The 25,402-nt window shown below is 46.0% G+C and carries 22 protein-coding genes; 10 read left to right on the forward strand and 12 right to left on the reverse strand.

Annotated features, from left to right (window positions below):
- Window positions 1-14 precede the first annotated feature (14 nt).
- Window positions 15-1,934: a ferrous iron transporter B gene (gene feoB / locus AZI85_RS05450; protein ID WP_063243144.1), complete on the reverse strand. Its 1,920-nt coding sequence runs from the start codon at window positions 1,932-1,934 to the stop codon at window positions 15-17.
- Window positions 1,910-2,140 carry a FeoA family protein gene (locus AZI85_RS05455; RefSeq protein WP_063243145.1) on the reverse strand — a complete coding sequence of 77 codons (231 nt, stop codon included), beginning with the start codon at window positions 2,138-2,140 and terminating at the stop codon, window positions 1,910-1,912. The genes feoB and AZI85_RS05455 overlap by 25 nt, the downstream gene beginning before the upstream one ends.
- 208 nt (window positions 2,141-2,348) lie before the next feature.
- Between AZI85_RS05455 and AZI85_RS05460 the strand changes: the two genes are divergently transcribed.
- Complete coding sequence (locus tag AZI85_RS05460) at window positions 2,349-3,404, forward strand: BP74-related protein (protein WP_063243146.1); 1,056 nt, start codon at window positions 2,349-2,351, stop codon at window positions 3,402-3,404.
- On the opposite strand, the gene AZI85_RS05465 is transcribed toward AZI85_RS05460, so the two are convergent.
- The gene (locus AZI85_RS05465) at window positions 3,394-3,888 is read right to left on the reverse strand and encodes a 6-pyruvoyl trahydropterin synthase family protein (protein WP_063243147.1); all 495 of its coding nucleotides are present in this window, start codon (window positions 3,886-3,888) and stop codon (window positions 3,394-3,396) included. The genes AZI85_RS05460 and AZI85_RS05465 overlap by 11 nt on opposite strands.
- A 29-nt stretch (window positions 3,889-3,917) precedes the next feature.
- On the opposite strand from AZI85_RS05465, the gene AZI85_RS05470 reads away from it, so the two are divergent.
- Both AZI85_RS05470 and AZI85_RS05475 read left to right on the forward strand, forming a co-directional pair.
- Entirely contained in the window at window positions 3,918-4,277 is a 360-nt protein-coding gene (locus AZI85_RS05470) for a 6-pyruvoyl trahydropterin synthase family protein (protein WP_063243148.1), read from the forward strand.
- A gap of 72 nt (window positions 4,278-4,349) precedes the next feature.
- Window positions 4,350-5,375, forward strand: a complete 1,026-nt coding sequence (locus AZI85_RS05475) for a hypothetical protein (protein ID WP_063243149.1) — start codon at window positions 4,350-4,352, stop codon at window positions 5,373-5,375.
- Here the strand turns inward: AZI85_RS05475 and asd are convergent.
- Window positions 5,372-6,052: an archaetidylserine decarboxylase gene (gene asd / locus AZI85_RS05480; protein ID WP_253720856.1), complete on the reverse strand. Its 681-nt coding sequence runs from the start codon at window positions 6,050-6,052 to the stop codon at window positions 5,372-5,374. The genes AZI85_RS05475 and asd overlap by 4 nt on opposite strands.
- A 253-nt stretch (window positions 6,053-6,305) precedes the next feature.
- Here asd and AZI85_RS05485 point away from each other — a divergent pair, with 253 nt between their 5' ends.
- The 3 genes from AZI85_RS05485 (at window position 6,306) to AZI85_RS05500 (ending at window position 10,924) form a co-directional block, all read left to right on the forward strand.
- Window positions 6,306-7,850, forward strand: coding sequence for an NAD(P)/FAD-dependent oxidoreductase (locus AZI85_RS05485; RefSeq protein WP_063243220.1), 1,545 nt, complete (start codon window positions 6,306-6,308; stop codon window positions 7,848-7,850).
- Window positions 7,851-7,928: 78 nt separating this feature from the next.
- Window positions 7,929-9,614, forward strand: a complete 1,686-nt coding sequence (locus AZI85_RS05490) for a hypothetical protein (RefSeq protein ID WP_063243151.1) — start codon at window positions 7,929-7,931, stop codon at window positions 9,612-9,614.
- 1,064 nt (window positions 9,615-10,678) lie between these two features.
- Window positions 10,679-10,924: a GlsB/YeaQ/YmgE family stress response membrane protein gene (locus AZI85_RS05500; protein ID WP_063243153.1), complete on the forward strand. Its 246-nt coding sequence runs from the start codon at window positions 10,679-10,681 to the stop codon at window positions 10,922-10,924.
- A 118-nt stretch (window positions 10,925-11,042) separates the two neighbouring features.
- Here the strand turns inward: AZI85_RS05500 and icmF are convergent, their stop codons facing one another.
- The 3 genes from icmF to AZI85_RS05515 are packed head-to-tail and all read right to left on the reverse strand — an operon-like array spanning window position 11,043 to window position 15,961.
- The gene (icmF, locus tag AZI85_RS05505; RefSeq protein WP_063243154.1) at window positions 11,043-14,285 is read right to left on the reverse strand and encodes a fused isobutyryl-CoA mutase/GTPase IcmF; all 3,243 of its coding nucleotides are present in this window, start codon (window positions 14,283-14,285) and stop codon (window positions 11,043-11,045) included.
- A 5-nt stretch (window positions 14,286-14,290) separates the two neighbouring features.
- A complete protein-coding gene (locus tag AZI85_RS05510; RefSeq protein ID WP_063207642.1) occupies window positions 14,291-15,091 on the reverse strand; it encodes an enoyl-CoA hydratase/isomerase family protein in 801 nt (266 codons plus the stop codon).
- Window positions 15,092-15,100: 9 nt separating this feature from the next.
- Entirely contained in the window at window positions 15,101-15,961 is an 861-nt protein-coding gene (locus AZI85_RS05515; protein WP_063243155.1) for a 3-hydroxybutyryl-CoA dehydrogenase, read from the reverse strand.
- Between the two features lie 117 nt (window positions 15,962-16,078).
- On the opposite strand from AZI85_RS05515, the gene AZI85_RS05520 reads away from it, so the two are divergent.
- Entirely contained in the window at window positions 16,079-17,452 is a 1,374-nt protein-coding gene (locus AZI85_RS05520; RefSeq protein ID WP_253720857.1) for a hypothetical protein, read from the forward strand.
- A 1-nt stretch (window position 17,453) separates the two neighbouring features.
- Here AZI85_RS05520 and AZI85_RS05525 read toward each other — a convergent pair whose 3' ends face one another.
- The 5 genes from AZI85_RS05525 to AZI85_RS05545 form a co-directional block, all read right to left on the reverse strand.
- Window positions 17,454-17,747, reverse strand: a complete 294-nt coding sequence (locus AZI85_RS05525) for a DUF962 domain-containing protein (RefSeq protein WP_063243156.1) — start codon at window positions 17,745-17,747, stop codon at window positions 17,454-17,456.
- An 18-nt stretch (window positions 17,748-17,765) separates the two neighbouring features.
- Window positions 17,766-18,503 (reverse strand): lysophospholipid acyltransferase family protein, encoded by a 738-nt coding sequence (locus AZI85_RS05530; RefSeq protein ID WP_063243157.1) that lies wholly within the window; start codon window positions 18,501-18,503, stop codon window positions 17,766-17,768.
- Window position 18,504: 1 nt separating this feature from the next.
- On the reverse strand, window positions 18,505-19,611 hold the full coding sequence (locus AZI85_RS05535) for a TIGR04552 family protein (RefSeq protein WP_063243158.1): 1,107 nt from the start codon (window positions 19,609-19,611) through the stop codon (window positions 18,505-18,507).
- A gap of 48 nt (window positions 19,612-19,659) precedes the next feature.
- On the reverse strand, window positions 19,660-20,316 hold the full coding sequence (locus tag AZI85_RS05540; protein WP_063243159.1) for a hypothetical protein: 657 nt from the start codon (window positions 20,314-20,316) through the stop codon (window positions 19,660-19,662).
- Between the two features lie 151 nt (window positions 20,317-20,467).
- A complete protein-coding gene (locus AZI85_RS05545; protein ID WP_063243222.1) occupies window positions 20,468-23,131 on the reverse strand; it encodes a zinc-dependent metalloprotease in 2,664 nt (887 codons plus the stop codon).
- Between the two features lie 233 nt (window positions 23,132-23,364).
- Between AZI85_RS05545 and AZI85_RS05550 the strand changes: the two genes are divergently transcribed.
- From AZI85_RS05550 to AZI85_RS05560, 3 genes are read left to right on the forward strand one after another with little or no spacing between them, the layout of a single operon-like run.
- Window positions 23,365-23,580 carry a CPXCG motif-containing cysteine-rich protein gene (locus AZI85_RS05550; RefSeq protein ID WP_063243160.1) on the forward strand — a complete coding sequence of 72 codons (216 nt, stop codon included), beginning with the start codon at window positions 23,365-23,367 and terminating at the stop codon, window positions 23,578-23,580.
- Between the two features lie 18 nt (window positions 23,581-23,598).
- Window positions 23,599-24,150 (forward strand): GNAT family N-acetyltransferase, encoded by a 552-nt coding sequence (locus AZI85_RS05555; protein WP_063243161.1) that lies wholly within the window; start codon window positions 23,599-23,601, stop codon window positions 24,148-24,150.
- Window positions 24,151-24,156: 6 nt separating this feature from the next.
- Window positions 24,157-25,329 carry an NAD(P)/FAD-dependent oxidoreductase gene (locus AZI85_RS05560; RefSeq protein ID WP_063243162.1) on the forward strand — a complete coding sequence of 391 codons (1,173 nt, stop codon included), beginning with the start codon at window positions 24,157-24,159 and terminating at the stop codon, window positions 25,327-25,329.
- The last annotated feature ends 73 nt before the right edge of the window (window positions 25,330-25,402 follow it).

The following is a 25,402-nucleotide window of genomic DNA, read 5'->3' on the forward strand; positions in this document are numbered from 1 at the left end:
ATCAAAATATATTCTCATGGAACGCCTATGAATCTTAAGCCTTGAACTATCAAGACTACAAGAACATAGGCGAAGAGATTAAAGGCAACAAGTTGCGTTACCGCAAACTTCCAAGAACCACTTTCACGGATCTGAACACCGACCGTGGACATACACTGCAAAGCGATAAGGAAGAAGACCATAAGACCGATGACGGAACTGACGGTAAAGATTTTTTCACCTTGTGCATTGGTCGCCGCACTCATCTGAGTCAGAAGAGCCTCTTGCTGAGAGTCTTCATCACCGTCGGTGATATTAAAAGTCACCGCCAATGAGGAAACAAAGACCTCACGGGCCGCAAAGGCAGAAATCAAGCCGACGCCGACGCGCCAGTCAACTCCCATAGGGGCCACAACAGGTTCGATCACTTTACCCAACTGCCCCACATAACTTTCTTCAAGTTTTTGATGAGCATCTTCTGTTTGGTAATTCGGGAAAGTAGACCCCACCCAAACAATCACCGCGAAAGTAAAGATGATAGGTCCGGCACGCTTCACGTAAGACAAAGTTCTTGTCCACGCATGACGAAGAAGAACACGGAATTTGGGACGACGGTAAATCGGAAGCTCCATCATGAACAAAGAAGGCTCCTGACGAGGAATGAACTTACTTACAATCCCCGCAGCCAAAGCCCCTAAGAACATGGATCCGATATAAAGAGCTGCCAGCGCAAGACCCGCTTTTAATGGCGATTCTCCATGGAAAAGAAAGGCGATACACAGCGCATACACCGGCAATCGCGCCGAACAACTCATCAAGGGAATCACGAAGTTCGTGATCATACGATCTTTCGTGGATGGAATATTACGAGTGGCGATAATGGCCGGCACCGCGCACGCAAAACCCGAAAGAAGAGGGACGAAGGAACGACCGCTCATACCTAAAGCTGAAAACGGACGGTCAATCAAAGTTGCCGCACGAGCTAGGTAGCCTGTACTTTCTAAGATTCCAATACCCAAGAACAAGATGAAGATTTGGGGCACAAACACCATGAACGCCGCAAAACTTGTGATCACACCGTTTGCCAAAAAGTCCGCCCACAAAGTTCCAGGACCAAGTCCAGCCACCCACTCGTTCGCTACTGAGAACCAACCATCGATCATATCCATGAAGGGTGTCGCCAACCAGTAAACGCTTGAAAACAAAGCACTCATGATCACGATAAATAAAGCAAATCCTAGGAAAGGATGAAGAAGGACGCGGTCCAACTTTTCCGTTGTTGCCACAATGCGATTCAAGCGCTCTTGGGCGTGATCTGTTTTATGCGACAAAGCTTCTTTCGCGATTTGTTCACACTGATTAAGTTTTGTCTCTTGAATTTCAAAAGTCCATGGCACTGGACGCGCAGGCTCTTTCGTCCAATGAAGTTTTTTTGCTTCAGCTACAATCTCTTTCAGGCCGCCCGCCAACAAGCCATCAAACTGCAGAACCGGACAGCCCAAAGTTTTTTGCAAATACGGAATGTCGATCTCAATACCTTCTTTACGAAGAAGATCTGACATGGTGATAACCACCATTAAGGGGAACCCAGTTTCACGAAGTTGCATCACCAATTGCAGATGACGAGAGATTTGAGTTCCGTCGACCACAACGATAATGCCATCGATTTTTTTAACTTTGGGATTTTCGTAAATAGATTTTAAAGTCACCCACTCGTCAGCACTTTTCGGATGCAGACTGTAAGTGCCCGGAGTGTCCATCACCATCATATGGGACTCCCCCAGGTGGGAAGCCAAATGGCCTAAAGAAAACTCCACAGTGGCCCCTGGATAATTCACGGTCTTAAAGCGTGAACCCGTCAGCCAGTTATACAGAGTGGTTTTTCCAGAGTTCGGTGCGCCGACAAGCGCGATAGAAAGTTGCTCAACAGCTAGTTCAGTTTCACTCGTGCGCATGCCGCTTCCTCATTTCGCAAAGCTAGAAAACTCGTGTTAAAACGGATCAAAAGAGGACCGCCAAATGGAGCACGACCTAAAATCGTGATCAACATGCCGACTCTTAAGCCCATTTCGTGCAAACGCTCACGGAACACATTGTCTGACGTGAATCCGGTGATTTCGACCTTCTGGCCTGGCTTTAATGATTTATCCAGTAAGTTCATAGAGTTTCCCTTGGGATCAGTAAGCCTCTAGTTAAAAGCATGACCCCACAAAAGGAAGTTCTTTAACCCCCTGCGTACCAATTGAAAACAAAATGAGAACCAACATCAATTTCCCCTCGTAAAACAGACGAAAATATGAGCCCAACCATAGTCTTGTTTTTAAGACCAAAGGTTAAGTTCCACAGACCAAGACCGATCTGAAGTCTATATGGATTTTAGTATTAAGACTTCCTTGAGTATTAGCGCCGCGATCCTTACTTTCAGCCTTTCTGCACAAGCTTCAGAAGTAGTGTATCTTCCGGCTTACTGCGCTCCCGAACACTTAACGGTTTTTGTAAATAATAAGTCCGCAGAACCTGAGCGCATCTGGACTCAAACGCGCTTTGATCAAGATATCCAAGAGCTTCACTATGATGTTGAAGCAAAATCTCAGATTAAAATTCGTGGAACTGAATTTCTGCCAACGAAGATGGCCGCCTCCCTCAAGTACTTCTCGAAGAGTTTGCAAGTCAGTGCCACCTGCGAAGAAAGTGCAAGCACTCCTTTAACTTCAAACGTAGGTCCTTCGGCATCCCACTATCTTCCTGCGAATACCAATTCCGTGAAGATGCATTTGTTAAACCTATTCTTGAAGTCAAATTCGATTCAGTTGAAAGCCTTCAACAAACTGGGGTCTTTGATCGCAGAAAAATCCCTCTCACTTCAGAACTATTATGATACGGAAACTTTGAAATGGAGCTTTCAACAAAACGTCGCACGCATCGAAGTGCAAGGTGCGGAACGTGTTCACTCACTTCTGTTCTTTGATTCCAATGGGACCGAAAAACCAAGTCCGGCTGTGTCCCTCAAGCCTGTCCCACTAGACCCTCCTTTTAAGAAGACTTACTTTCTGGTGTCTACAAAAGATCCCCGTGCCGACGAAGCTTTTGTTGTTGGTTTTGAAGACGAAATCCAGATCCGAACGGCGCGAGAACAAATTCAAAATCCTTCTTTAGAAAAGATCTTAGTTGCCGGTATTGAATTGGGATCTGGTGGATTTAACCGCGCTTTTTACAGTAAAGACAAAGCGCCTTATTCGTGGTCGGTGAATCGCGTGGACGCCTTTGCGGATTTTGCCCACATTGATTGCGATGGCAGTCCGGATCTTACCGAAGAAAGATTGATGCTAAAGCTGAACGAAGGCGGTCGCATCTGCTTCTGGCGCTACCGCATCGTGCGCGAACTGACAGCGGACGAAGTTCGTAGCGGCAAGCTTAAGCCTTAGAGGGCTCGACGGTCGAGGCTCCCTGTCCTTGCGTTTCAGCGACGTAGACTCGCACCTGTCTGACTCCATATTGTTTAAATTCGTTATAGAATTCTTCGGCCAACAATCTTGAAAGCTGTTCGACGCTGGTGTTTGTGACTGGCAGTAACACGACTTCGCTCACAGGAAAAATATAGAAACGATCACGGAATGTGACCTCCAACCCCTTCGAAGTTTCCTTAAATTTCATGTCGGGATGCTGCTTCGGCAAAAGAACGATCTCGTCCCATTGATCCAGGCGCGTCTTGATGTATTTTTTAAAAACGTTGAAATCTAGGAAATAGCCATCGGCATGAAGCTCTGCCTCTGCCGGAGTTTTAATGTCCACACGCACTTGATAGTTGTGTCCATGCAGGCGCTCGGCATGAGTTTCATCAAAGATCAGAAAATGGGCGGCGGAAAATTTGAAATTCTGCTTCGCCAAATGCAATGTGGTCGTGGACATAGTCACCTCAAAGTGCTTATATCAATAACATGAAATTCGAACTGAAGCAGCATTTTCAAATTGAATCCGCCCGTTTCTTACCGCACTTACCGAAAGAGCACCCTTGCTCTCGGATGCATGGGCATAGCTTTAAAATCATTCTGACTTTGGTGGGAAATCTAGATCCCAAAATTGGCTGGGTGATTGACTATAACGACATTCAAGCCAAAATGAAGCCGCTGCTAGAAAAAATAGATCATCGCGTTTTAAATGAAGTCGAAGGCTTGGAAAATCCCACGTCGGAGCTTTTAGCAAAATGGGTCTATGACCGCGCGCTCCCTGCCCTGCCGATGTTAACGCGTGTTTCTATTCTAGAGACTCCGTTCACGGAGTGCTCTTACCCTGCTTAAAAGCCTGCAACCTGCGCCTGATCTTTAACAGAACGACTGGCGCCCTCTGACGCTCTCAAGAATACTCGGCCCATGCGGGGATTTTTAAAGGGCGTTTTTCTTGTCACAACTTTGCTGCTGACGTTTCCAGCTTTTGGAAATGAGCTGGAGCTGATTTTTTACCGCGCGCCCTCCCCTTTAAACTGGTCCACTCCGGGAAGCTTAGTCCGAAGTACTTTTAAGAATTTAAAATTCAAAGTGGGAAATCATCCCTATCCTCACGGAATCTCTCACGTGAACGTGCGCTTGCAGTGCGGAAAGAATTCTTCGGTTTATCGAGGCATGACTTCAAAGAAGTCCAACTTTTCTTATGCTTGGGATTTTCTGATTGAAGGAAAAGCGCTGGATACATTTTTGATTAACGTCAAAGGACGTTTTTACACTGAACAAGAAATACGTTCGTGGCTTCCGATTTTAAAATCGAAAGGTTATGTTCGCACTTTGAAAGTTCTTTTGAATGACTCTCAGTGCGCTCGGGCTGAGCGGTATCTTTCGATGTATGAAGATCTGGGTTTACAACACATTTACGGTGGATTGCGATCACTCCCCTTGCAAGGTGAAGGTGCCGGTTGCGCCGCCTTTGCCGTGAGCTTTCTGCAAATTTTAGATTTATTTCCTGTCGAAATTGACGAGTACTGGAAAAGACGCCTTTACGTTCCATTAGAAATTCTTTCGACTCAAGAACGAAAAGCCCGCATCGGCGCCATCGGCTATATGCGTGGCATAGATCGCTCGTGGGCACTTCCTTCAGAAAAACACATCGTGCTGGATTTCTGGGATCCAGAAAAGATGTTTCAGTGGCAGGCCCACATGCTTTCGCGAAAAAGACAGCTCCCTGCTTATATGTCTTGGGAAAAAGATCCGGGAAATATCTTTGAACGACTGGTCTGGGATGCACGGAACTATCTGACTCCGACAACATACTTCTTTCAGTATCGTCGTGGCGTCTTAGAAAAAACCGTGAATTATCATATTAAGAATCGCGAAAGGCTTTTGACTCGGGAAGAGGTTTTAGATCGCTCTTCCCAAGAATGTCGCAACTTTTCAGTGTGTCGCTAAACGATCAACGGAGCGTTGACCTTCACTGCAGGTCCCGTATCCAGATGTTTTTCAAACTTCTGACGGAAACTTGGTGGATACAACATCACCACTGTAGAGCCCATGCGGAACATGCCCAACTCAGAACCTTTATGAACCGGGATTTCAGGACTGTAGTTTTTGTGAGTAAAGATATGCGGGCCCTTTTGGTTTCCGCGCACTTTATCATCAAAACTCAATACAATGTGGCCGACGTTCGTAGCGCCGACAAAGACAACTCCCACAGGTCCCATATCTGTTTCGATCTCAACCAGCACACGCTCATTCACCGAGAAAAGATTGGGAATATTTGTCGTACTCCATTCATTCACGGGCCACAATTCGCCGGGCATGTAACGCACGTTCGTGATCACACCATCAACCGGAGAATGCACGCGGTGGTAATCCGTAGGGCAAAGATAGTAAGTCAGGAAAAAGCCTCCCGCCCATTTTTTCTGGCATTCAGGATCTTGGGTGAATTCATCCAACTTATAAGAAAGGCCTTTTGCCTGAATCAGTGTTCCGCCATCAATGGGATAGGCTTGAGTGATACGGCTGTCAGCCGGATGAACCGCCCAAGACGAGCCGACCGGGCGCAGGCTCGGCTTTAAGCGGCGAACAAAGAAGTCCCCGATGGATTTGTAAGAGGTGTATGGCATCTCCGCCTCTTCCAAATTAATGTTATAAAAACGGGCAAAGGTTCTGATACTCAGGTGCATAAGCCACGCAGGGCCTTCCCAGTGCATAAGATGACCGACCCAGCGGCTTAAAACTCGTTTTGGCAGAACTCTTGTAATTGCAGACATAAAATATTTATATCTGACTCACAGCCATTTGTCACCTGAAGAGCTATCAGCTAGGATGCTTGAAACCTTTTTGATGCTTAACAAGCATCCCCAGGAGCCAAGAACCGTGTCTAAGATATTCCAGAATATCGAAATCCCTATTGATGCTGATTTAGATGAAAAGTTGCAATGGTTGATGCCCGACCACGGTCCTTATCGCATTCTTCGCCAAAGTGTTGATGCGAGACGCTCTCACTCTCCGCATTTTGTCTATTCGATCGAAGTCGCGGAAAAAGGTGAAACTCTTCAGATTCCTCAATTCGAGTTAGAGAAAATCTCAAACGCCAAAGAAAAACCACTGATTGTCGGTACGGGGCCTGCGGGTCTTTTTGCCGCTTTACGCTTTGTCGAAAGAGGCGTTCCTTGCGTGCTTTTTGAGCGCGGGTCTGACAGTGGCGAGCGCATTAAAGGTATCAACCAATACTGGCGTTACGGAAAATTAGATCCACGCAACAACGTTTGCTTTGGTGAAGGCGGTGCGGGTCTTTATTCCGATGGTAAATTGATCACGCGTATTAAGTCTCCGCACATTCCTTACGTGATGAATCGTTTGGTGAAGTTTGGGGCTCCGGAAGAAATTCAGTGGCTTTCAAATCCTCACGTAGGTTCGGATCGCATTCGTCGTGTGATTCCTAAAATGCGTGAATTCTTAAAAGCCAATGGCTGCGAAATTCATTTCAATACCCAAGTGACGGAGATCCTTCTGGAAGGTTCGCAAGTCGTGGGTGTTCGCACCGAGCATGGAACTGAATTTAAATCTCCTCACGTGGTTTTAGCTACGGGTCACTCTGCAGAAGACATGATCAATCACTTGCGTGATATTGGTGTGCACTTGGATGGAAAGTCCTTTGCGATGGGCCTTCGTGTAGAGCATTCTCAAGCTTCTATTAACAAGATTCAGTATCGTCAGTTTTCTGAGCATCCTAAATTAGGTGCCGCGAACTATAAACTGGCTCATCACAATGATAAAACTGGAATCGGCGTGTATTCATTCTGCATGTGCCCGGGTGGCTATGTGCTTTCGTCAGGCACCGAAGCGGACGGTATTGTCTGTAACGGGATGAGTAACTACAACCGCAATTCTCCGTTTGCGAATGCGGCGATTGTGGTCAGCATTGATCATGAAAAGAATTTTGGGAAAGACGTTTTTGGCGGTATGAAGATGCGTCGCGATTTAGAAACACGCGCTTATCAGTCCGTATTAGATGCGGGTGGCAGTCGTGAACTTCCGGCGCAGAATCTTATGGACTTCTTGTATGGAACGAATTCTAAAACAGGTCCTCGCGCTTTGCGTGCGGGCTCTTCACCCTCGGGCGCCATTAATATTCGTTTGGATGAACTTCTTCCGAAAAACATGCGGGATCGTTTGCGCGAAGGTTTTGAAAAATTCCAAGGCAGCATGAAGGGCTTCTTAACTGAAGACGCGCAAGTTTATGGTATTGAATCGCGTACGAGTTGCCCTGTTCGTGTAACCCGTGACAATGACAGCTTAGAGAGTATTTCGCACAAAGGTTTGTATCCTGCCGGTGAAGGTGCGGGCTATGCGGGCGGAATCACTTCGGCCGCATGTGATGGTATACGCATCGCAGAAAAAATTATTGAACAACTTTAGGTGGTCTCATTTTCCCACCGACAATTTTTGGCCTAGACCTTGCAATTTCTCCCCGATGTATCTTTTGGAGGAGAAAACATGTCTACAAAACCACTTATCGGAGTCATTCTGACTCTTTTCTTGGGTGCGCAATCGTTTGCGACGACTCCCCAAGAGAAAAAACAAGATGTCGTAACAAGAACTGCGACTAGCGGACAAACTGTTCGCTCAGAGCTTTCTTTGAATGTCACCCGCTCGGAACCTTATCAAGACACTTATACTGAACAAGTTCCCTATCAAGCGGAAGAAACTTACTACGTCGACATCCCTTACGAGACGACCGAAACCTATTACGAAGATGTTCCTTATTATGAGCAAGAAACCTATTGGGAAAACGTTCCTTACACAGAACGTGTCGCTTACACGGACTATGAAGAATATTACGACAATGATTATGTTTGTCGTAACGTAACAAAATACCGTGAAGAGTGTTCTAATGAACGCGTCTGCGAACCAGGTCGCAATGTCTGCCGTCAAGTTGAAGAGTGCGGTACGAATGCCCATGGACAACGGATCTGTAAGACACGCAAAGTGTGTGAAGATGGTCCTCGCGAATGCCGTGACCTGCGTCAGTGCCGTCAGGTCCCTTATTCTGACCGTGAATGCGGCTACGAACGTGTTCGTAAAACTCGACCTGTAACACGTTACCGCGAAGAAACTCGTTATCGTCAAGAACAGCGTACACGCACAGTCACTAAGTACCGCAAGGAACTTCGCACACGCAAAGTGACTAAATATCGCCAGGAAGAGCGCACTCGCACAGTTACAAAATACCGTGAAGAAACACGTTGCTGCGTGACTCGTTATAGAGATGTCTTTGACCACCAGTTCACGCAGCCGGCTTCGGTGATCTTCCCTGCTGGGTCTGAGCTTTTGGCGAACGAAACGGAGTCTGTGAAGTTTGTTCTTTCAGGAACAGAGACCGCACCGGTGGTTACTGTCAGTGTGAAATCAGATTTCTTTACTTACACCGTCGCAGAAACTCGTCAGGATGGACGCGAAAAAGTATTCGTTCTTGCGGTTGCACCGAAGTGGTCTGTTGAGAATGCGGGTACGACTTCAGTCAAAGGATTGAAACTTGCGTTTACGAAAGGTCAAGGAAAGATCTCTTTCCAAGAAACAGTGGCGGGTTCGCGTTTGACTTCAACTTACGCAGTTGAAGTGCGTGATTCACAAAGCCAGTCTTTGGTTTTTGAAAATCGTTTTGAAAATTCCGAGGCGAAAACCGTTGAGATCGCAACTCCGGGTCTAGCTCGTGAAGGTAAGTACACGATCACCCTTCGCGTGGAACGCCAAGGCCAGAATGTCGCTGGTGGTTTGATTCAGTTTGAACAAACAGCGGAATACGAAAAGAAAGGTCTTGCTGACGAAGAGATCGGTCTTTTGAGCGACTCTAAACAAGTGGCGATCGTCGGTATCGAAGGCACGGGTGCAGATCGCGTGGTTGCGATTCGCGATAACACTCCTCATATCGAAGAAGTTCAATCGACTTATAAACTTGTGGTTTGGAAAAAACTTTCCAGCGGCAAGATTGAATGGCTGGGCGAAAAGAATTTCGCGCGCGATGCGATCCAACGTGCCGATGGCAGCTTGGGTATTGCTCTGAAAGAGATCGGGCTAAATCCATCTTCGAGCACGAAGCTTTACATGGATCTTGTGGTTCGTCGCGAGAGTGCGCAGTACTTGAAAAATCGCGTGCAGTTTATTGTGAATAAAACATTTTAAATAAAAATCGGCGACCTCCTGGGTTTGTTGGTTTCGGCTCTGCTCCCCAAGGCAGGGCCGTTTTTTTTCCTTCCCCTCTCTGTTGATTCGTGGGCTTTGAGCTTCGAGCGGGGGTTTGGGTTGGAGGGAGGTTTAGGGTGTGAAACGCTTCGGTCGGCACGCCGTCCGGGCTCAGTTGCCGCCGAGCCTGCGGCTCGGTTCGCGCCATCGTGGCGCCGGCAAAGGCCTCTCTTCGGTTTCACACCCTAAACCTTCCTCCAACCCAAACTTTGCTCGAGAACAAGATCACGGATTTTGAGAGGGGAATTTCAAAGTTTTTGGCTGGCTGCCGCTGGTTGTTTTATTTGTTAGGTGGGTTAGTTGATTGTTTGTTTGGTTTTTTAGTTGGGCTGTTTTTTGGTTTTTTCGTGGCTATTAATCTACTTATCTTGATTTTTTGTCTTGGTATTGGAGTTTCAGTCTTTAAGATTTAGATATTTAATTCTTTAGAGCTTTAATCGTTGCTCGTTCTTTTTAATTCATAATTTAAGCCATTAAACATAAGTACCCTTCCCTTCACAGGAGGTACTCTATGATCATCCTTGATTGCCTACATTCCTGACGCATGCGCTTACCGCCACGGTGGCGGTAGAATTTTGGACTTTCGCTTTCGACACCTTCAATGTTTGTTTAACTTCTTATATGAAGAGCAGACTTCCTGCTCAGCTTGTTGTCTTAACGCAAGTGCTTACTGCCACCGTGGCAGTGAAATTTTGAATTTAATTTTTAGCCTTTTGAAGTGGTGTTTTACTTCCACGGTGGAAGTAAGTCTGTGGTGAAATCCTATCGGGTGTTTTGGACTACGGGAATATTTCTTTTGAAGAATAGACTCTATAACTTCGTCGCAAATTAACCATATTCAACTTTTGATTCAGATTTTCTGTGGCCTTATTTAAAAGCAGATTCTGTTTTATTTTCTTGTCCTTCTTTTGCATTTTTACACTTGGTTTTGATCTTTGGTGATTCGCTGGGCTTTGTTTTTGAAAATGAAGTTTGTGCAGGCCATTTACTAAGGAGCTTTTGATATGGGTATTATTGGCACTATTGTTATCGGATTTATTGTGGGTTTGATCGCGCGGTTTTTGATGCCTGGTAAGGATAAGATGGGGTTCATCTTAACTACTATTCTGGGGATCATTGGGGCGGTTGTTGGAACCTATATTGGAAGTGCACTGGGTTGGTATGAGGTTGGCGAGGAAGCAGGATTTCTTGCTTCGGTTGTCGGTGCGATGATTGTTTTGTTGATAGCGCGGCTTTTGGTCAAAAGATAACTCTGAAGTCTTATGTTACGGCAAGCTTAGAGGAATTGGAGACTTCCTAAACGCCTCATCTACAAAAAAAGGCACCCTTTTGAGGTGCCTTTTTCAATTAAAATGAATGCGTAATCCCCTACAGATTTCTTCTGTATTGGCCGCCCACTTCGTAAAGGGCTTGAGTCATTTGATACAAACTGCAGTGTCTTGCTGCAGTCATCAACGCTGCGAAGATGTTGCCGCCGTTCAGAACTGTGTCTTTCAAGTTCTGCAATTGGCGTTCGCCTTCGGTTTGATGGTCTTTTTGGTATTTCTGCACATTGTTTAGCTGCGCGTTTTTCTCTTCGTACGAAGCACGAGCTAGTTCGATCTTTGGTGGCACGTAGTCAGCCGCCATTGTTTTTGGATCGATGAATGTGTTCACACCAATGATTGGCAAAGTGCCGTCGTGTTTAAGTCTTTCATAGTATAGCGACTCTTCTTGGATTTTCGAGCGTTGGTATTGAGTTTCCATCGCGCCCAAAACGCCGCCGCGTTCGTTGATCTTTTTGAATTCGTTTAAGACCGCTTCTTCAACTAAGTCTGTGAGTTCTTCAATGAAGTACGAACCCTGCATTGGATTTTCGTTCTTCGTCATACCGAACTCACGGTTGATGATCAGCTGAATCGCCATCGCACGACGAACAGATTCTTCTGTTGGTGTCGTAATAGCTTCGTCATACGCATTCGTGTGCAAGCTGTTGCAGTTGTCGTAAAGAGCAATCAAGGCCTGCAACGTCGTACGAATATCGTTGAAGTCGATTTCTTGCGCATGCAATGAGCGACCTGACGTTTGAATGTGGTACTTCAATTTTTGTGAACGATCGTTTCCTTTGTAAAGGTCACGCATCGCCACCGCCCAGATACGGCGGGCGACACGTCCCAAGACTGAATACTCAGGATCTAGACCGTTACTGAAGAAGAAACTTAAGTTCGGAGCAAAGTCGTCCACTTTCAGACCACGAGCCAAATAGTATTCAACGAAAGTGAAACCGTTTGAAAGTGTGAACGCCAACTGAGAAATTGGATTCGCACCCGCTTCGGCAATGTGGTAACCCGAAATACTGACGGAATAGAAATTTCTGACTTTGCTATTTACAAAGTACTCTTGAATATCGCCCATCATCTTCAAAGCGAAGTTGATAGAGAAGATACAAGTATTCTGACCCTGGTCTTCTTTTAAGATGTCGGCTTGAACTGTGCCGCGCACTTGTTGCAAAGTCCAGTTTGCGACGTCACTCCACTCTTCTGGAGTCAGCTTACGACCTAGCTCGCTTTCTTTCTTTTCAACCTGTTGATCAATCGCCGTATTGAAATAGAAAGCCAGAATCATAGGAGCTGGACCGTTGATGGTCATACTCACGGAGGTATTTGGATTGATAAGATCAAAGCCTGCATAAAGCTTTTTCATATCCGCCAACGTACAGATGCTAACACCTGACTCACCGACTTTACCGAAGATATCAGGACGCTGATCGGGATCTTGTCCGTACAAGGTCACAGAGTCAAAAGCCGTCGAAAGACGATGAGCCGTCTCCCCTTTAGTAAGGTAATGGAAACGACGGTTTGTTCTTTCCGGAGTTCCTTCGCCCGCGAACATACGCTTTGGATCTTCATCCGCGCGTTTTAATTGGAACACACCTGCTGTGTAAGGGAATTCTCCCGGAACGTTTTCAAGTTTTAAATATCTGAAGCGATCGCCCCAGTCTTTAAACTTAGGAACAACCACGCGACGGATTTTCGTGCCCGACAATGACTCCCGCACCAAAGGTTGGCGGATTTCTTTATCACGAACCTTAAAGACCAACTCGTCGCCAGAGTAAGTTTCAATCAACTTTTCGTAACCTTGCAGTTGATCAATCTCTTCTTGAGTGAAGTCGGAAGAAAGCTCCGCTTCGACTTTTTTTACAGTTTCAGGACTTGTTCCCAAAAGCGGAGCGACTTTCTTAAGCCCCCCCAACTGAGAAGCTTTTTCAGCCAATGTTTCCGTACGCTTTTTATACTTGTGAACCGTTCCAACGATCTCAGCCAAATAGTTTTGGCGATCGGCTGGAATGATTACGTGTTCTTCCGCGGAAAGAATATTGGCTTTGAATTTAGGATCCACCTGCCATTTAGCTCCCTGACGAGCTTCAAGAAGATCAGCAAGTTGGAAGAATAATTTATTCACGCCGCCGTCGTTAAATTGTGAAGCCTGAGTTAAAAACACAGGAACTTGCACTTTTTCATCAAAGATCTTGCGAGAGCGTTTGTATTGTTTCGTCACATCACGAAGAGCATCTAAAGCCCCGCGACGGTCGGCCTTATTTACGGCGATCAAATCCGCAAAATCGATCATGTCGATCTTTTCAAGTTGCGACTGCGCTCCGAAATCAGAGGTCATCACGTACATGGACATATCACTGACTTCCGTGATCGCCATATTTCCCTGACCGATCCCTGAAGTTTCAGCAATAACGAAATCAAAGTCTAATTGACGGATGAATTTCAGAATCTCGGGCAAAGAAGACGCAATCTCACGACCTGACCCACGTGAAGCGACAGAACGCATGAACACGTGGTTGCGAGACAAAGAGTTCATACGAATACGGTCACCCAACAACGAGCCACCCGTTTTACGTTTCGAAGGGTCTACGCAGACCACACCGATTTTTTTATTGGGATAGGCATTCAAGAATCTTTGCACAAGTTCGTCGATCAAAGAAGACTTACCTGCGCCACCTGTCCCGGTGATACCTAAAACTAAAGGCTCGCCATTTTTCGCTTTGAAATTCTGCAAGCCAAAGTTTTCCAATGAATAATCTTTGTGACCGTTTTCAATCGCCGTTAAAGCCACGCCCAATTCCACAGAAGGAATGGTGTCGCCCGCAAAGATATTCTTTTTCGTTTTAAATTCTTTTTGTTTTTCTAAGACATCAAAGTCACAGCCACGAATGACTTGTTCAATCATTCCCTCAAGACCCAGTTTGCGACCGTCTTCCGGGTGGAAGATTTGCGCGATTCCGTAAGCTTCAAGTTCACGTTTTTCTTCGTGAACGATCACTCCGCCGCCACCGCCGTAAATACGCACGTAACCTGCGCCCGCTTCGTCTAGAAGATCCTTCATGTACTTGAAGTACTCCATGTGACCGCCCTGATAAGAGCTGATGCAGACCCCTTGAGCACCTTCTTGCAAAACGGCTTTCACTACATCACTGACCGAGCGGTTGTGACCTAAGTGAATAACCTCAGCGCCCATATCTTGAAGAATACGGCGCATGATATTGATGCTGGCGTCATGGCCGTCGAAAAGTGCGGCGGCCGTTACGATACGAATAGGATTCTTAAGTGTATATGCCATTTGGACTATTGACCTTTAAAGTTCGCCTTACGTTTTTCAATGAAAGCGGAAGTGCCCTCTTTCACGTCTTCAGAGTCGAAAAGATCCGCAAAGATCTTCGCTTCATTTCTTTGCGCCTCTTCCACATCCATGTCCCAAGCTTGGTTGATGGATTTTTTCGCAGAACCCACCGCAATCGGAGCTTTTGCTAAAATAGCTTCTACTGTTTTCATCACAGTGTTCATAAGCTCTGCTTGCGGAACGACTTTATTCACAAGACCCATTGTATGCGCTTCAGCGGCCGTGATCATGCCCCCCGTGTAAGTCAATTCACGTGCGCGACGTTGACCGATAGCGCGAGCCATACGAACCGTCCCGCCAAATCCTGGGATCAATCCCAAGCTCACTTCGGGAAGACCGAATTTTGCATTTTCAGAAGCATAGATGAAATCACAGCCCAAAGCCAATTCACAACCGCCACCCAAAGCAAAACCGTTCACCGCTGCGATGACTGGAATTTTCAAAAGAGTCAGCTCATGGAAAATGCTTTGCCCACGTTGAGCAAAACTTAAAGCTTTTTCTTCGTCGAGTTCGTGGATCTCTTTGATATCCGCGCCAGCAACGAAAGCTTTTTCGCCACTGCCTGTGATGATAAGAGCGCGCGCATCTTCGTAGTGCATTTCACCGATTTGACGAAGAGCTTCGCCCATCTCGTTCAGCACCATCGAGTTCAAAGCGTTGAGAGCTTCAGGACGGTTCACCGTCATCACCCAAACGCCGTTTGGTTTTTGTTCAACTAAAATTGTCTTGTAAGTAAAACTGCCCATTTTTAAAACCTATTTCGCTGAATAGTCGTAGAAACCACGACCTGTTTTACGTCCCAACCATCCTGCTTCAACATACTTCACAAGCAATGGACATGGACGGTATTTAGAATCTCCCAAACCATCATGAAGCACGTTCATGATCGCAAGGCATGTATCAAGACCGATAAAGTCTGCCAAAGTCAAAGGACCCATCGGTTGGTTTGTTCCCAACTTCATCGCGGAATCGATAGATTCAACAGAAGCAATGCCTTCATGAAGAGTGTAAACCGCTTCGTTAATCATCGGCATCAAGATGCGGTTCACGATAAAACCTGGCATGTCTTTGACCGACTCAACAAAAACCTTATCCATTTTTTCTGCCAAAGCTTTTACGGTTGCGAAAGTCTCGTCGGAAGTTTGCAGACCACGAATACCTTCTACAAGCTTCATCAAAGGAACCGGATTCATAAAGTGCATGCCCGCGACTTGAGTTGGACGCTTCGTCACGGCCGCGATCTTTGTAATAGAGATTGAAGATGTATTAGAAACAAGCAAAGCCTCTGGCTTCACGGCTGCGCCTAGGTCTTTAAAGATTTTCAATTTCAAATCGATGTTCTCTGTCGCCGCTTCAATCACGATGTCGCAGTCTTTAAGAGCCGAAGCTTCTTGAGCAGTTTTAATACGACCCAACAATGTCGCTTTGTCCGCCTCGCTCATGCCGCCTTTTTTGATAATGCGGTCACAAGAACCAGAGATCGTGGCGATCCCTTTTTCCAAAGCAGCGCCGTTGACGTCCATCATGATGACGTTGAAGCCAAAGTTTGCCGCTACTTGTGCGATGCCGTTACCCATTTGCCCAGCGCCGACGACGCCGATCGATTTGATATTCATTTACCACTCCGCGTTAAAATACTGTTGAAAATCGAACTGTTTACCAGTACTTCACTTTAGTCTGGAGGTCAAAAGTTCTGGTCTTGAGCGCAGAGCCTAAAGCCTCAAAATAGAGAGATGCGGTCCGTAGTATCAAAGACATTGGCGTTTCTCTTTCTTTCCTCGAATTCGTGGGCCGCTCTGGCGACAGATGCAAGTGCTGCTGTCTCTTTTTTTCGCAGCAAAAACAGCCTTTTTCCCTCTGGCCAGGTGAGTCGAAACGCCCTAGATAATAAACTTTTACGAACCGAGACCGAAATCGCTTACCGCACCTCCTGGGACAAAAAAGAATATGTTCTGCAGGCAGCGCAAATTCTTCGCGACATTCATGTGTCTCGTTATGCCGATACGAAGACGGTCGCGGTTCTTTTGAGCGTGGATCGCAGCGATGCGCCGGCGGTGAAAACTCTTCCCGCAAAAGCCGCTTTAGAGATTTTATCGACGGACGATTATTGGGCGCGCGTGAAAGAAAGATCCACCGGCACTCAAGGGTATCTGCCACTGCATCTTTTGCAGGCTCGGCATGACGATGTCGGCGTTTATGTGAACATCATCGACACCTATCTGCGCAAAGAGGCGACCTCTCAAGGCCGCGTGATTACGACTCTTCCCCGTCTGCAAAGAATTATTCCTTTAGAGATCACAAAGAACTTTTTAAAAATTCAATATGCTGAAAACATCGGTTACGTGGACGTGACTCATTTTGTGTCTCGCGCGGATTACGCGAATCTAGCTTATCATCCAAAGAAAAACTGGATGGCGGCCCTTTATCGTAACAATGATGTTCTGATCACACAAAAACGCGAAACCGTTCCCTTGAAAGAAATTTTGGGATACGTAACCAACAGTCATCGCGGCGTTGTGATTCGCCCTGAATCTTCTTCTTACGGTCCTCCCCTTCGCGCGCGCGTAGAAATTCTTAAGCCAGAAGCCCACATCTGGGGCGTCAGCAAGCTTGATGGCCATGGTGAAGTTTGGTGGAAAAGAAAAAACCTTCTGGTCGAAGAAAAAGAAAGCGTTTCAGAGACCACGGTTTCCACCGACACTTTGATGAAAAGAGAAATTTATTCTATCGCGTTTGAAAATAAGAACTCTGTGCGTGGTTTAGTATCATCAGAGGGCGTTTATAGAACTGAAGACGGCCTTACCTGGACACTGATTCCGCAATTTGGAAAACAAACTTATCCCGTCAGTATTCACCCTGATGGGACCTGGTTTGTGGGTGCCTTCAAAAGCACGAATCAAGGAAAAAGCTTTGAGCCTTTCATTCGCTGGGACAATATTGCCGAAGCCATCGAAGCCGCTTATCACCGCAATCCAAAAATCTTGCGCCTGACGCAGATCGAAGCTTTACCTAACTCAAAAGTTCAAATCTATGTCGATACGGGAAGCAGCAAAGTAAAACTTCGCAGCTCTATCGGAAATCTTCATTGGGATGTTGTTAAGAACTAATTTACTTCCAGAGTTTTCCAGCGCACATCAAATAAAACATTTTAAAATCGCCCCGCAAGGACCACAGGGGATGCGTGAAGGTCGCAGGTCGATTCTTTTCGACGATAAAGTGACCTATCCAGGCAAAGCCATAGCCGATCACGGGTAAAAGCCACAGAATCATCCAGGCCTTTGTGACGAAGGCATAAATCAAGATGGCGTGAACCAAAAGTGTGCCTACAAAATGTAAACGACGATTGCGCGGATCGGAATGTTCGCGCAAATAAAACGGCCAAAATTCTTCGAAGCTTTTCATGGAAACCTCGCGAATACGTTACGCTTGAGCCTCTGGGAAATAAGGCTGCATCATATGACGAACCTTTTCTTGCAACTGAGGACGTGACTCTAAAGCATATTGAGTCGCATCCACTGGAGGCAACACATACAATGTCACCGTGCGCTTCCACACACCCCAATTCGGCACAATATGGCCTTTAGGAAGAATGGCGGCAGCCCCTTTAACCACAACAGGCACAATCGGAGATTTTGCATTGATCGCAAAGATAAAAGGACCGGACTTGAAAGAGCCCAGTCTTTCTGTCACCTGTCTTGTTCCTTCGGGAGCTAAGGCGAAACGCTCGCCCGCTTTGATACGAGTTTCAGCTTCTTTATAAACCTTGAAAACTTCCTCGCGGCGGTCGCGGGCAATCGGCAGAATCCCTGCTCGGCGCATGGCTGGACCAAAAACAGGAATGCGGAAAAGTTCAATCTTCGCGCCGAAACGGAAACTTCCCAAGTATCCATTCATAGCGAAAATATCAAAGAAGCTGGTGTGATTGAAAACGTAAATAAATCCGCCCGGAGGTTGATTCTCTCGACCTTTTACGATGACTTCGACACCAAACATACGGCAAGCGCCGCGAGTCCAAATTTCGACAATACGATCTTCTAAGGGACGATTTTTCATCGTCAGATTCACAATAATCAACGAAATGGAACACAACATCGTGTGAATCGGAAAATAAATAAGGGCTAAAATGGAGCGAGGATATGAAAGTAATTTCCAAAACATATTAACTCATCTCAGGGAATAAGCGCTTGCGTGCCGCCGTTCTCTGTCTTTCTTTGTACGCTTGATGCTCTGAAGGTCCCGACAAGATTCTTTCGTGAGCGGATTGATCCATGATCTGCACTTCGAAAGGATAAAAGAAACTAAATGCTTCTTGGCTTCCTTGAGGTTTGATTTGAATCAATTTACGAGAAATAAACTTAATAAATTTATAATCAGCGCCAGAAAAGAAATTTTCTTTGCGCAGGTACTGCACATTTTCACCCATCTCAGAAAGCTTTTGATCAAACGCCGCCTGAATACTTTGTTCATCTAAAGTATCCAAACGATGCGAAAGATCGTCACACACTTCCATGAAAATATTCACTGGGTAAAGGTTGTTAGAACTTTGATCTGGCATGATGTGCGGAAAACTAATCACGTTTTCTTTCACCAAAAAACGCACCACTTGGAAAGTATCAAAAAGATTGCGCGTGATAAAACGTACACCCAGCTTATCAAAGATCTTCATCGCCAAAGCATCTGGTTTTGCCAGAAGCTTGATCACCGTGCTCGAAGACGTTTTAAAAGGCTTCACTTCAAAACCTAGAAGTTCAATAGGATCTAAGATGTGCTCACCAGCCGTAGAACTTTGCAAAAAAGTCCGGTGAGTCGTGCCGTCATAGCGGATGCATTCTTGAAATGGTGAAAGTATTTGCGATTGGATCTCTTCAGAAAAAGAACTGAATAAATCGTTTTCTGCGTGAACAAAAACGTGCATGCAGCGAAGAATCGCACAGGCCCAGCGCTGCAGTTGAACCTGATCGGGGTCTTGCGAGCTTGCGTAAATTAATAGCTGACGGATGTCCCCAAGGTGACGACGGTCTCTAAAAATCTCGGGAAGTTCTTTATCTTCAAACCCCAGCTTTTCTAGCATCAGAACCAGGGCACGACGATGGTAGTACCAAAGTTTTTCTAAATCATTTTCTTTTGTGACATCAAAACCATAGCTTAAAAGAAAAGACGTCGCGGCCTCGAGCGAATGAATATTGAGTCTAGGAATTTCGATGGCAGAATGACCACCGACAACCGAGTTTAGAATGGAAGAATCAAAGATGAAACGTTGAGGCATTCCCCTATCTTCAAACTCGATAGGGGGTGAAGCAAGACGCAGCGCTTATTATTGGATCAAAGCACAAGTGTAGGCTTTGAACTGACCAAGAGTACCAGAAGCCGGAGAATATCCATTTACAGCCGTACGGTTTTGGTAAGTCACATTTCCTTGAGCAAGAGTGCCGTCGTATTGACCTTGGAACACGATATCGCCGTAAGAGTCGCTAAACTTGACTGTGAATTGACGCGTATTGCGATTGATTGTTCCCGAAGCCGCCGCAGAAAACTCTACTTGGTAAGGTTGGATCACTTGGCCGTTGTAAGATTGACCTGCATAAGAGTCGAAGATCTTAATAAGAACAGTCGAAGAACCCGCTACTAAATTTCCAGAAGAATCAAATTTGAAGGCTCCAAAGAAATCAATACCCGTCTTATCGTTGATATTGCCGCTGATCGTACCCAGTGTCTGAGGATCTAAAGTGGCAGAAATAAAGCTCTTCACTTGAGATTCAAAAGCGCCCGAATTCGTGTAGTCGTAGATCTTACCCACATTCATGGAGGTATTACCGCAGCTATTCACCGCATTGGGCTGAGTGACTGCTGGTGTGTTGGAGCGACCGGCAACGCGTGTGGCGCTGGATTCCTTCTTCGCACAAGCTGATAAGGACAAAGCCGCTAGGACCAAGATTCCCATCACTGATTTGTTAAAGAAAGATGTTTTCATAAAAGCCTCCATGCCAATCATAGAGGCAAGAGGCGGACCATCAAAAATGCAATATATTAGATTTGAGAGCGAAAACCCGTCTCATCCTGAAACATCCCTCCTTCGAGGGACGTTTTAAGTGCTCGGGTGTTTAATATTTGAACAATGAAAATTAGCGCAATTTATCGAAGGCCAAGAGCACGTTGATTTCCGCTGTCAGCCATAAGGAACCCGCAGAATCCACCAGGCCTTGATTCAGAAGCTGCGCCGGTAGCTCCGCCGGCTTTTTAATAGAAGCCAAATCAAAGCTTGGATCTACTTCTTTTAAAACGGCATTCACTTTGTTGTACTGCTCGCTACGGATTAGAGCCTTTTTCATTTCAACTTCAAAGCGCAAACCACGAGACGAAAGCAAGTTCATCCATTTCGTACGTTCTTCCGCCGTCAGGTAGCTGCGCGCGACTTTCACTTCTTTAGTAAGCCCGTGTCCTAGTCTTAAAGTCGTCTCACCGTTTTCTACAGCCGTAAGATCCAAGTAAAGTGCTGCCAGAATATCCGCATCTTGCGCTGTAATGATATTACGTGGAAGAACCTGACTGACAATCGTAAGAGCTCCTTTGGCGTCGGTTTCGCTTTCATCGACTTTAGGCAGAAGAGCGGAAAGGCCCGAAGCCAGTGTCTTTTTATTCACCAAAGAAAGCTGGTGGAAGAACGAAAGAATGCGATTTTGCTGCAAACTCGTCAGCGTGTACTCCCGTCCACCCAATGTTTTACCTTGAGCGAAGTAAGGACTGTTCGCAAGCTCGGTGATTTGTCTTTCAATAAAGTCTTTAGCAATGCTGCCGTCAGAGTTTCTCCAAAGATCATTCAGCATCGCCGCGTATCCACCGGCTTCGGCCAAAGAGCGTGTGCGCTCGCGACCTAAGGCATCGTCCATTCCCGCTTTGGAATAATGGATCTGACCTGACTTTACGTTTTCAATTGAAGCAAACTGAGGCGATGGGACAGAGTTGACTGTTTTATCTAAAAGAACCTGATTAATAAACTTCAATGTATCAAGATTGACCTTCCCCCACTTCACGGTGTCTTGAAGAACCACGTCGATGTCGTTAACAACCGTCGGCTGATCTGCAGGGTACAAACGGCCAATGATGGATGCAAAAAGAACCTTAATGAAACGTTCTTTTTCATATTTCGTATCCAAGTATTTGCGAAGAAGCGGATTGTTTCCAGCATCGAAGCGCTCACAACCATAAATCTGCAAAGCTTGGCTTGAGGCTAAAGCGATATCATCATCCGTGCAGTAGCGAGAGATCTTTTCGTCTAAAGCTGTGTGGTCCGCCGAGTAAGCCCAATCCATCGCCATCTTATCATAGGAAAGAGGCGCATATTTGATTCTGGCTGCCATCAAGACGTCATCAATACCGCTGACATAGTCCATGATACTTGTCGACGTTTCTAGGCCTTGGTGGTTGGGATCTTGAAGATAGTTTTTCGCCGCAGCTTCAATGTCTTTTGTAGACACCTTCGCAGAGAAAGATCCCGCAAAGTTATGACGAAGTCCCAAAGCATGTCCTAGTTCGTGAGCCACAGTGGCGCGCACGCTGTCTTGAGCTAGGCGAAGTCGTTGAGAATCGTTGGCCTCTTTCGCAATCGCATCTAAAGCCACTAGATTTTGAGTAAGATCACAAGACACCGCACCGGGGGCGACCGGAGTGTCATTATTAAGATGAACTAGATCACCAGAACCGACTTTCGTGAATACGGATGGCATAAATACTTGAGCTCTTAAGACTTCACCCGTCAGAGGATCTGATTGGCCAATGGCGTAAGCGGCCCCTGAATCTTCCCAAGGAATCCAGCGCACCATGATGCTGCGATCTTCAGGACCGGCTTGAGGATCCACATTTGTTTTCACGCTGATCACATCACGGCCAAAAACTTTATTCCAGTAAAGAGCGCCCTCTTTCACAGCATCCAGATATTGCGCCGGAACGGCATCAGAAATACGGATCACGATGGGACCTTTTTTAGGAGACAAATCCCACTTCGTGATTAGATTGATGATGTCTTTACTATGTTCTTTTTTACCCAGCTTCGTAACGAAGAATCCGACGCGACGACTTTTATCGTATTCTTTAGGACGGAAATCCGGAGTGAGATTGTAAGCGCGGATTTGCACGTTCATCGCGACTGTCTCTTCACGATTTTCTACGGTCGATGTATTGCGATCAGGACCGGATTTAACAAGATCAGAGCGGATCTTGATGATTTGCTCTAGCTCGATGTTTTTTTCATCAAACTTAATACCGCGAACAAAAGAGTCTTCAACAACCAAAGAAGGAAGAGAACTCTCCGTTAAGTCATCGCTATTGCCGCGAGGAATATCCGTGTCATAGGAACGCTGTTGAACAAAGGTTTTTAAGCCTTGCCCCCAATCAAAAGTAATGGAGTCAGTCTCTTCAGAAACGACTTCGAAAGTTTGAATCAGGTTCACCGTTTGAATTTCTTTGTAAATGCTATTGTAGTTCTGAGCTAACAAGGCAATGCGTCCGCCGGACTTATCGAATGTGACCACCTGAGGCTTCAAGTCGTACCATTGCGGTGTGGATCCTGATGTCTTCCCCGAAGAGATCAAAAGAAAGACTTTTCCTAAAGAGGATTTTTGAATCGTGATGCAGGATTTATTCGCACAGACATCCGTGGTATTGCTCGTAAACGACTCGAGCATATTGTTTGGAGCCTGCTTTTCGATGATAGTTTCTTTCGTACATGCTGACAGTAACAAAGAAGAAAGAGCAATGCTGAGAAGCCCGATGCGCTGATTCGAATTCATGTAAGAACCCCCAAAAACCATATTCAAGAGACACTTATGCCAAAGAAACCCCCAGGGCAAAAGGTGTCTGAAAAAAAGTATGAAATGTTGATAAGGTAGACAGATCTTAAGCTCGTCAGAACGCTTATAGACCAGCTGAGGTCAACTCCCCGAGGGAGACCTGTATTTCTGCATGGGACCTTGAGGGCCTTCCCACCCCTTTAGACAATAAGAGCGTAACTTAAGAGGTCCTTATGGAATGCAAAGTACAGTGCCCATATTGCCGGGAAAAGTTCTCTATTCAAGTCTTTCGCGAGGACGGCGAAGACCAGGAATTTATTTGGGATTGCGAGATTTGCTGCCGCCCTATTGATATTCATGCGCATTGGGACGAAGACCACCGTCGGTTTAGGCTGATGGTAGGACAAGGCGGCGATTTCGATGAAATGCGAATTGACCCGATTTTTTGATTATGTATTTATGTGCTTATGCACATTCGTCCTTTAGAACTTCGTGATCTTCCGGCGGTTAAGACTTTCACCGATGCTAGCATCGGCCTGAATTACTTTACTTTGAAAGAACTTGAAGAGTGCTTTCAAAAATCTTTTTCAGGCGAAGTGATGTGCTCTTTTGTTTTAGCCAATTCTCAAGATGAAATTTTTGGTTTGCGCTTGGCTTATCCGCCGGGCTCTTGGAGTAAAGGCAAAGGAAAGAAACTGCGCCCTGATCTTTGGAAAGTTCCACTAGAAAAAGTCGGCTATTTTCAAAGCTTGTTTTTATCAGACGCGGTTCAGGGACAAGGCTGGGGTCCCAAACTTTCCGACTCCTCGATCGAGAGTTTTAAGCTTGTGGGAACGGAAGCTATTGTCACCCATGCGTGGAAGGAATCTCCGAACAATTCTTCGATTCGCTATTTGACTAAGTTTGGTTTTGAAAGTGTTGCGACCCATCCTGAATATTGGATTGATGTGGACTATGAATGTGTTCGCGACGGAAAACCCTGCCGATGCACGGCAGAGGAAATGATAAAATATCTGTAGGTCTCTATGAGTATTTCTTATTGGCTCGATTCTGCAACTTCCTCATCCACATCCGCAAAAACCTATGACTTCCTCATAGTCGGCGCAGGCATTGCGGGGCTTTCAACGGCCTACTGGTTGCAAAAAGAAAATCCCACCGCTCGCATTGGGATCATTGAAAAACACCGCTTGGGATTTGGCGCTTCAGGAAGAAACGCAGGCTTTGTGACTTGCGGATCCACCGAGCACTTTATCAAACTCAATGAACAATTTGGTTTACAAAAAGCCACAGAGATTTGGAAGTTTTCCGAAGACAATCGCAAACTTCTTTTAGAGCACATTATTGAAGACAAAGCCGATGAACTGGATTTCCGTCACACGGGCTCTTGCACGGTCGCTCCAAGTTCAGAACATTGGCTGAAATACAGAATGACGGCAAAACTGATGCAGTCCGCTGGCATTGATGTTCATGAAATCGGACCTACTGACTTAGAAAAAGATTTCGGAGTCACCGGTTTTGAAGGCGGCATTCAATACACGGGTGACGGTTACATTCATCCGGTAAAACTTCTGCAGCGTCTTCGCGGTAAAATCAAAGCCGATATTCACGAAGGCACGGAAGTGTTTTCGGTAAAAGACAAAGGCACAACCCAAGTCTTACGCACGGATCACGGAGATTTTGAAGCGCCTCAAGTGATCTTCACCTTGAACGCTTATTTGCCATTAGTTTTAAAGAATTTTGAATCTTTGATTAAGCCTGGTCGCGGGCAAATCCTTGTTACAGAACCCTTACCGGCGTTTGTGCGAGGGCCTTGTTATCTGACGAAGCATCTTTGCTACTTCCGTCAACTGCCAACGGGACACTTGCTGATTGGTGGCTTCCGAAATTTAGCGATTGATGTCGAGAATACTTATTCTGATGAAACCACTTCTTTAATCCAAACCGCCCTTTTTGATTTCGTAAAGAGCCACTTTAAGTACGGAAAAGAAGCAAAGATCGCCTACCAGTGGTCCGGCATCATGGGCTTTTCCCCAGACGGACAAATGATTCTGGGAGCCCTTCCTGAAAACAAAAACATCCACATCATGGCCGGCTGCTCAGGTCACGGCATGGGCCTAAGCTTCAACGCCGCCAAAACCCTTGTCGCAGGCATGCACGGAACCGAGATCCCAAAACACCTCTCCATCTCCCGCTTCTAGAGGTGCCTGCTTCTTTTTTGCACTTCGCTGCAGCAAATGCTGCGCTGAAGTGCAAAAAAGAAGCAGGCACTCC

The sequence above is a fragment of the Bdellovibrio bacteriovorus genome, assembly GCF_001592755.1.
Classification (GTDB): Bacteria; Bdellovibrionota; Bdellovibrionia; order Bdellovibrionales; family Bdellovibrionaceae; genus Bdellovibrio; species Bdellovibrio bacteriovorus_E.